Below are 6905 nucleotides of genomic sequence, written 5' to 3'. Positions count from 1 at the left end.
GCGCGCCGTCGCATCCGGTCCCGCGCTGTCCAACTCCTTCGGTTTCGGCGGCCACAACTCCACCCTGGTGGTGGCGCCGGTATGACGACCGCCTCCGCATCCGCCGGCATCCCGGCCGTGATCCGTACCGTCACCGCCGAGGAGATCGCCGCCTACCGTGGCGCGGTCCGCGCCGAACTGCCCGTCGCCAAGGACGAACTCGCCTCGCCCGTCCACGCGTTCGTCCTCGCCCACACGGTGGCCGAGCGGACCGTGGCCGCGCTGACCGCCGACGAGCCGGGACCCGTCTCGGTCGTCCATCTCTCCCAGGACATCCGCGGCCACCGCCTCGTACGCGCCGACGAGCGCGTCACCGTACGGCTGGAGGTGCTCGGCGCCCGGCGCGAGGGGCGCGGGACACGGGTCGCCCTGCGCTCCCGGCTCACCGGCGACGGCGCCGAGGGCCTGGACGGCGCCGGGGAGCCCGAGCCGTTCGCCGAGCTGATCACCAGCGCCCTGCTGGTGGGCGCCACCACGCTCGAACCCTTCGGAGACATCACCGCAGGAGCCGCCGCTCCCGCGCCCGCCGGGGCCGGTGAGCCCGCCACCGTCGTCCATGAGCCGACCGTGGAGTGGATCCGCCGCTACGCCCATGCCTCCGGCGACGAGAACCCGATCCACCTCGACGAGGAGGCGGCCCGCGCGGCCGGATTCGACTCCGTCATCGCCCATGGCATGAGTGTGGTGGCGCTGGCCGTCGAGGAGATCACCGACCGGTACGCCGACGGCGACGCCGCGCGCGTGCTGGGCATCGGCGGGCGCTTCTCGGCGCCCGTCGCGCCCGGCGAGCCGCTCCGACTCGACCTCCAGCCCGACGCGGCGGGACGGGTCGTGCGCTTCACCTGCCGTACACCGGCGGGCCCTGCCGTCAAGAGCGGCTGGGTCGAGCTGGCACCCGCACCCGTACAAGCACCCGCACCAGCCCAGGAGATCCCGAACGCGACCGGAGACGGAGTCGGCGATGACGACTGACGGACTCGGCCTGGTGGGAGGATTCCTCTCCCAGGTCCGTGAGCGGCCCGATGCCACCGCACTGCTGTGGAACGGCGAGGAGATCAGCTACCGCGAGCTCTACGAGCGGGCGGGACGCGAACGGGACAGGCTGGCCCAGCTCGGCCTGGCGCCCGCCGAGCCCGTGGGCGTCCTCGCCACCAAGTCGCCGGCGGCCATCGCCCTGGTGCTCGCCTGTCTGCTGGCCCGGCGGCCCTTCCTGCTGCCCTCGCCCGCGCTCGCGCCCGCCCTGCTCGCCGATCTCTTCGCGCAGGCCGGCTGCCGTCAGGTCATCACGCCCGACGGCACGGACGCGGACGTGGTGCCCAGCCCCGACGTCACCCCGCAGCCGCTGGCACCGCGTGAGGCCGCCGAGGTGTCCTTCATGCTCACCACCTCCGGCTCCACCAGTCTGCCCAAGATCGTGCCGCTCGGCCGCGAGGCCGTGAACCGGTTCGCGGCCTGGGCCGGCCCGGCCTTCTCGATCGGCCCCGGCAGCACGGTGCTCAACTACGCGCCTCTCAACTTCGACCTCTGTCTGCTGGACGTCTGGACGACACTCGCGCACGGCGGCCGGGTCGTCCTGGTCGATCCCGGACTCGCCGCCCGCGGCGGCCATCTGCTCGATCTCCTCGAACGCCATGACGTCCAGGTCGTCCAGGCGGTGCCGATGTTCTACGGGCTGCTGCTCGACGCGGCCCAGCGGCGCGGTGCCACCCTGCCCGGTGTCGAGCACGTGATGTTCAGCGGTGACGTCATCCCGGACCGGACCTTCGCCGCGCTGCCCGAGCTCTTCCCCAAGGCGCGCATCCACAACATCTACGGCTGCACCGAGACCAACGACAGCTTCATCCACGAGGTCGACACCAGCACCACCGCCTTCCCGCCGGTGCCGATCGGTGTCCCGCTGCCCGGCGTCGAGGCGCTGATCCTGGACGAGCGCGGCGAGGCGGTCGAAGGTCCTGGCTCCGGTGAGCTGTACGTGTCCACGCCCTTCCAGGCGGCCGGCTATCTCGACCGGACCCGCCACGCCGACAAGTTCACCGGCCATCCGCTGGGACTGGACGACCGTCGCTGGTTCCGCACCGGCGACCTCGTACGGCGCGACGGCGACGGCCGGCTCCATCTGACCGGACGCAGCGACCACCAGGTCAAGGTCCGCGGTGTCGCCGTGAACACGGCGGAGGTCGAACGGGTGCTGCTCGACCATCCCGCGGTACTCGAAGCGGGCGTGGCCGCCCTGCCCGACCCGATCGAGGGCCGCCGGCTCGTCGCCGCCGTCCAGGCGGCGCCCGGCAGCGGTCTGAGCACGCTGACACTCCGTCAGCACTGCGCCAGGAGCCTGCCCAGGGCGGCGGTCCCCGCGAAGCTCCAGATCGTCGGGGAACCGCTGCCGAAGACCGCCACAGGAAAGGTCGACCGCAAGGCGCTCGACCGTCTCCACGAGTTGTCAACAGCCAAAGGAAGGACGTCATGAGCCACGTCGGCACCATCAAGCAGTTCGTCATCGAGGAGTTCCTGCCGGATGTCACGGCCCAGGAGCTCGCTGACGACCACGACCTGCTCTCGGACGGGGTCATCGACAGCCTCGGTGTGCTGAAGCTGATCGCCTGGGTCGAGGACCGCTTCGAGGTGGCGATCGGCGACGCCGACCTCGATCCCAACAATTTCCGCAGTGTCGCGGCGATCGACGCGTTCATCGCCGGTGCGCGCCGTCCCGAGGTGGCAGGTAGCTAGCGGTGCATGACGCACTCATCGGCCTGCTGGAGCGGCGCGCGCCGGTCGGGCGCGAGACCTGGCGGTCGTTCTGGGACGAGCTCGGCGACGGCGGCCTCGACAGAGCACAGGCCCTCGCCCTGCTGGTCTCCCTGACGACCGCGCTGCCCGGCCCCGAAACGCTGCGCGGGCTGCTCGACTCGCTCGCCGAACGGCGGCCCGCCGAACCGGCGGGCCGCTGGGCGGGCACGGTCAACGTGGTGGGCACCGGCGGAGGACCGAGGACCTTCAACATCTCCACCGCGTCGGCGTTCGTCGCCGCCGCGGCCGGGGTGCGGGTCGTCAAGAGCGGCTCGCGCGCGTACACCAGCTCGCTCGGCTCCGTCGACCTGCTGGAGCGGCTCGGCGTCCGGCTGACCTCCTCGTACGACCAGACCGCGGAGACGCTGGACCGGTTCGGCATCGCCTTCACCGGCCCGTTCGTCTACCCGCTCCAGCTCACCCGGCTGGCCAGGACCATCGCGCCGACGAGCATGAAGCCCTTCGGCCGGTTCCTCAACTGCCTCGGGCCCTTCCTCGCGGAACTGCCCGTCACGGCGCAGATCACCGGTGTCTCGGCGAGCGCGCCGCTGGCGGAGCTGCGCGCCCTCGCCACCACCGTCACCGGCCGCACCCTGTGGCTGACCACCAACGACCGCGGGGCCGACGAACTCCTCGGCTTCGCCGACAACACGATCCACACCAACGACGGCCAGGAGCTGCGCTTCCCCGCGGGCGAGCTGGTACCGGCCGACGGCGGATTCGAGGATCTGCAGCCGGTCACGGATCCCGCCGACGCGCCCGCCCACTTCCTCTCCGTCCTCGCCGGCACCGCCGGTGAGGTGGCCACCCGTACGGTCTGCCTCAACGCGGCGGCCCTGTCCGTCGCGAGCGGTCACACCCCGGACTGGACCAAGGCCGTCGCCGTGGCGGAGGACGCCGTACGGAGCGGGGCCGCCCGCGAGCTCGCCGAGCGCGTACGGGCGGCGGCGCCCACCACGTCCGTCAGGACCGGGGCGGCGAGCCATGGCTGACTTCTTCCCGCGGACCGCGCCCGGACAGGGACCCGGGCTGGCGCTCTTCCTCAACGCCGGGGATCCACCGCTCGACGTCCTCGCCGATCTGGTCCTCATGCTCGACGAAGAGGGCGTCGAGTGCCTCGAACTGGCCGTGCCCTTCCCGGACTCGGTCACCGACGGCCCCGTGATCCGCCGCTCGGCCCGCCGCGCGCTCGACCTGGGCGTCGGACTGGACGAGGTGCTGGCCTTCATCGCCGAGGTACGGCCGAGGCTGCGCCGGCTGCGGATCGCGCTGCTCGCCGACTGGAGCCACTCGCTCAAGCACCGGGACCCGGAGCGCACCCTGCGGGCGATCGCGGACTCCGGAGCCGACGGGCTGCTCGTCCACGCGCTGCCGCCCCGGCTGCGCGCCGCCCACTACGCGACGGCCCGCGCGGCCGGAGTGCCCGTGGTCACCACCTGCTACCAGCAGAGCCCGCCCGCGACCATGGCCGAGGCGGCCGCCGAGGCTGGCGCGTATCTCTATCTCGTCGCCCACTACGGACGCAGTGGCACCGCTCCGGCCGCCGGCCATGCCGCACTGGCCGCCACGGTCACCGCGCTCCGGGCGCACACGACGTCCCCGATAGCCATCGGCTTCGGGGTCAGGACCAGGCAGGACGTGGAGACCGTCGGAGCCTGCGGAGCCGATGCCGTAATCATCGGCTCCGCAGGAGTCGCCCGGATCGAGCAGTCGCTCGACCAGGGGGGCGACGTCATCGACGGCTTCCGCACCTTCGTCAGGTCCGTATCGCCCAACCGTTCCATCACACCTGAGAGAACAGGGAGCTGAACATGTTCATCCGCGAACTGGAGAACGTGAAGACGGTCGAGTGGGGCAATGGCCTGAGCCGTCGCTTCATCGTGGCCGCCGACGGCCTCGACTACAGCATCACCGACACTACCGTGCGCGCGGGCACCAAGTCGCGTCTGGAGTACCGCAATCACATCGAATCCTGCTACTGCATCGAGGGCTCCGGCGAGGTGATCGAGCTCGACGGCACCTCGCACCCGATCAGGCCCGGTGTCCTCTACTCGCTCAACGAGCACGACGCCCACTACCTCGTGGCCAGCCCGCACGAGGACCTGCGTCTGGTGTGCGTCTTCTCCCCGGCGCTCAAGGGCGACGAGGTGCACCAGCTCGACGAGCACGTGTCCTCCGCCTACTGATTCGCGCGTTTCCAGTACAACCCGCACATCCAGTACATCCTGCTCGACCGCCCGCACTGATCCGTAACGGAAAGGCTCGCCGTGATCCGCTGGAACGCCGACCAGGCCGAACTGCGCGAAGGTCTGGCCCGGTGGGGTGAGGCGCTCAGCGCCGGCCACATAGAACAGGACGAACAGGCCACGTTCTCCTGGGACAAGTGGAAACTGATCCGGGAGACCGGCATTCTCGCGCTGCCCTTCGAGGAGCGGTGGGGAGGCCTCGGCCAGTCCCTGCTCACCACCATGTATCTGCTCGAAGGGCTGGGCGAGAACTGCCGTGACTCGGGGCTGAGCTTCTCGGTCACCACCACCATGGCCAGTACCGGCGTACCGGTGGAGAAGTTCGGCACGGACGAGCAGAAGGAGCGTTACCTCACCCGGATCTGCTCCGGGGAACTGATCGGTGCCCACGCCATCACCGAGGCGGAGGGCGGCTCGGACGCCATGGCGATGACCACACGGGCGGTGCGGGACGGCGACCAGTTCGTCCTGAACGGCTCCAAGATCTTCGTCAGCAACGGCCCCGTCGCCGATGTGTTCGTCGTCTACGCGCGTACGCATCCGGACGGCGGAGCACTCGGAGTCACCGCGTTCCTGGTGGACCGGGACACTCCGGGACTCACGATCGGCAAGCCGACCAAGAAGATGGGCCTGCGGACCTCGCCGCTCAGCGAGCTGTTCTTCGACGAGTGCCGTGTCCCCAGGACCCAGGTGCTCGGCCGGGTCGGCGGAGGGTTCATCGTGCTCGACCACGTGATGAAGCGGGAGATCCTCTTCTCGTTCATCGTCAACGTCGGGGAGATGCAGCACCGGCTCGACCGCTGCCTCGACTACGCGAAGACCCGCCGCTCCTTCGGCAAGCCGATCGGCTCGTACCAGTCCGTCGCCAACAAGATCGTCGACACGAAGATCCGGCTGGAGACGGCGAGGAAATGGCTCTACGACACCGCTGAACGGCTCGCGGCCGGCGAGAACGTCACGGTGGACCTGGCCATCGCCAAACTGGTCACGAGCGAGAGCAACCTGGCGACCAGCCTGATCGCCGTGCAGATCTTCGGCGGACACGGTTACATGACCGAGTACGGGCTGGAGAAGGACGTGCGCAACGCCGTGGCCGGAACGATCTACTCCGGCACCACGGAGATCCAGTACAACCGCATCGCCTCGATGCTGGGTCTGGGCAAATGATCCCGGAACCCGGCTCCAGGCTCCCGGCGGGACACTCGGCCGCACCCGAGACCCGCCGGGTTCTGAAGGTCTGCGGGGCCACCTCACCGGACGACATCACCACGCTGGCGGCCGCGGGAGCGGACTGCGTCGGCGTGTGGCACGGCGTACCGGGCGGCCACGCCGAACTGACCGAGGCGCGCCTCACCGAACTCGTCGCGGCGGCCCGTGCCACCGGGCGCCTCGAACCGGTCCTCGTCACCTTCCTCGGCGATCCCGAGGCCCTGGCCGGCCTCGCGCGCCGCACCGGTCTGCGCTGGCTGCAGCTCCACGCGTACCAGCCGCCCGCCGTCATCGCCGCGCTGCGCGCCGCCCTGCCCGACGCGGTCCTCGTCAAAGTCCTGCACCTGAGCGGCGGGAGCTGTGTCGAGCGCCCGCTGATCGGCGCGTACGAACGCGCGGGCACCGACCTGTTCCTGCTCGACGCGGCCACCGAGGACGGCCGTATCGGCAGCACCGGACACCGGCTGCCCGAGCCGGACGTACTGGCGCTGCTGCCCAGGCTCACCCGTCCGTTCCTGCTCGCGGGCGGGATCTCCCCGTACAACCGTTCCGACTACGACGGCGTCGCCGCGCATCCCGGGTTCCGCGGTGTCGATGTGGACACCGCGGAACCCGGGATGCGCG

At 70.9% G+C, this 6905-nt stretch carries 8 protein-coding genes; all 8 read left to right on the top strand.

The window, feature by feature from the left end:
- The first annotated feature begins 81 nt into the window (after positions 1 to 81).
- Positions 82 to 1011: a MaoC/PaaZ C-terminal domain-containing protein gene (locus tag BFF77_RS26710; RefSeq protein WP_066954550.1), complete on the top strand. Its 930-nt coding sequence runs from the start codon at positions 82 to 84 to the stop codon at positions 1009 to 1011.
- Complete coding sequence (locus BFF77_RS26705) at positions 1001 to 2506, top strand: AMP-binding protein (RefSeq protein ID WP_066954547.1); 1506 nt, start codon at positions 1001 to 1003, stop codon at positions 2504 to 2506. The genes BFF77_RS26710 and BFF77_RS26705 overlap by 11 nt, the downstream gene beginning before the upstream one ends.
- Positions 2503 to 2766, top strand: a complete 264-nt coding sequence (locus BFF77_RS26700) for an acyl carrier protein (protein ID WP_046502413.1) — start codon at positions 2503 to 2505, stop codon at positions 2764 to 2766. Before BFF77_RS26705 ends, BFF77_RS26700 begins: the two co-directional genes overlap by 4 nt.
- Before the next feature lie 2 nt (positions 2767 to 2768).
- Positions 2769 to 3818 (top strand): anthranilate phosphoribosyltransferase, encoded by a 1050-nt coding sequence (locus BFF77_RS26695; protein ID WP_066954543.1) that lies wholly within the window; start codon positions 2769 to 2771, stop codon positions 3816 to 3818.
- On the top strand, positions 3811 to 4635 hold the full coding sequence (gene trpA / locus BFF77_RS26690) for a tryptophan synthase subunit alpha (RefSeq protein WP_066954540.1): 825 nt from the start codon (positions 3811 to 3813) through the stop codon (positions 4633 to 4635). Before BFF77_RS26695 ends, trpA begins: the two co-directional genes overlap by 8 nt.
- 2 nt (positions 4636 to 4637) lie before the next feature.
- A complete protein-coding gene (locus tag BFF77_RS26685; RefSeq protein WP_066954537.1) occupies positions 4638 to 5012 on the top strand; it encodes an ectoine synthase in 375 nt (124 codons plus the stop codon).
- Between the two features lie 81 nt (positions 5013 to 5093).
- Positions 5094 to 6239 (top strand): acyl-CoA dehydrogenase family protein, encoded by a 1146-nt coding sequence (locus tag BFF77_RS26680; protein WP_066954534.1) that lies wholly within the window; start codon positions 5094 to 5096, stop codon positions 6237 to 6239.
- Positions 6236 to 6905 (top strand): phosphoribosylanthranilate isomerase (locus BFF77_RS26675; protein ID WP_066954531.1); only part of this gene is annotated, 670 nt, incomplete at its 3' end. The genes BFF77_RS26680 and BFF77_RS26675, both read left to right, overlap by 4 nt.

Origin of the sequence: Streptomyces lushanensis, from assembly GCF_001700515.1 — a bacterium.
GTDB lineage: Bacteria > Actinomycetota > Actinomycetes > Streptomycetales > Streptomycetaceae > Streptomyces > Streptomyces lushanensis.
The sequence above is the reverse complement of the archived record's forward strand: the minus strand, read 5'-3'. Positions and strand labels throughout refer to the sequence as shown.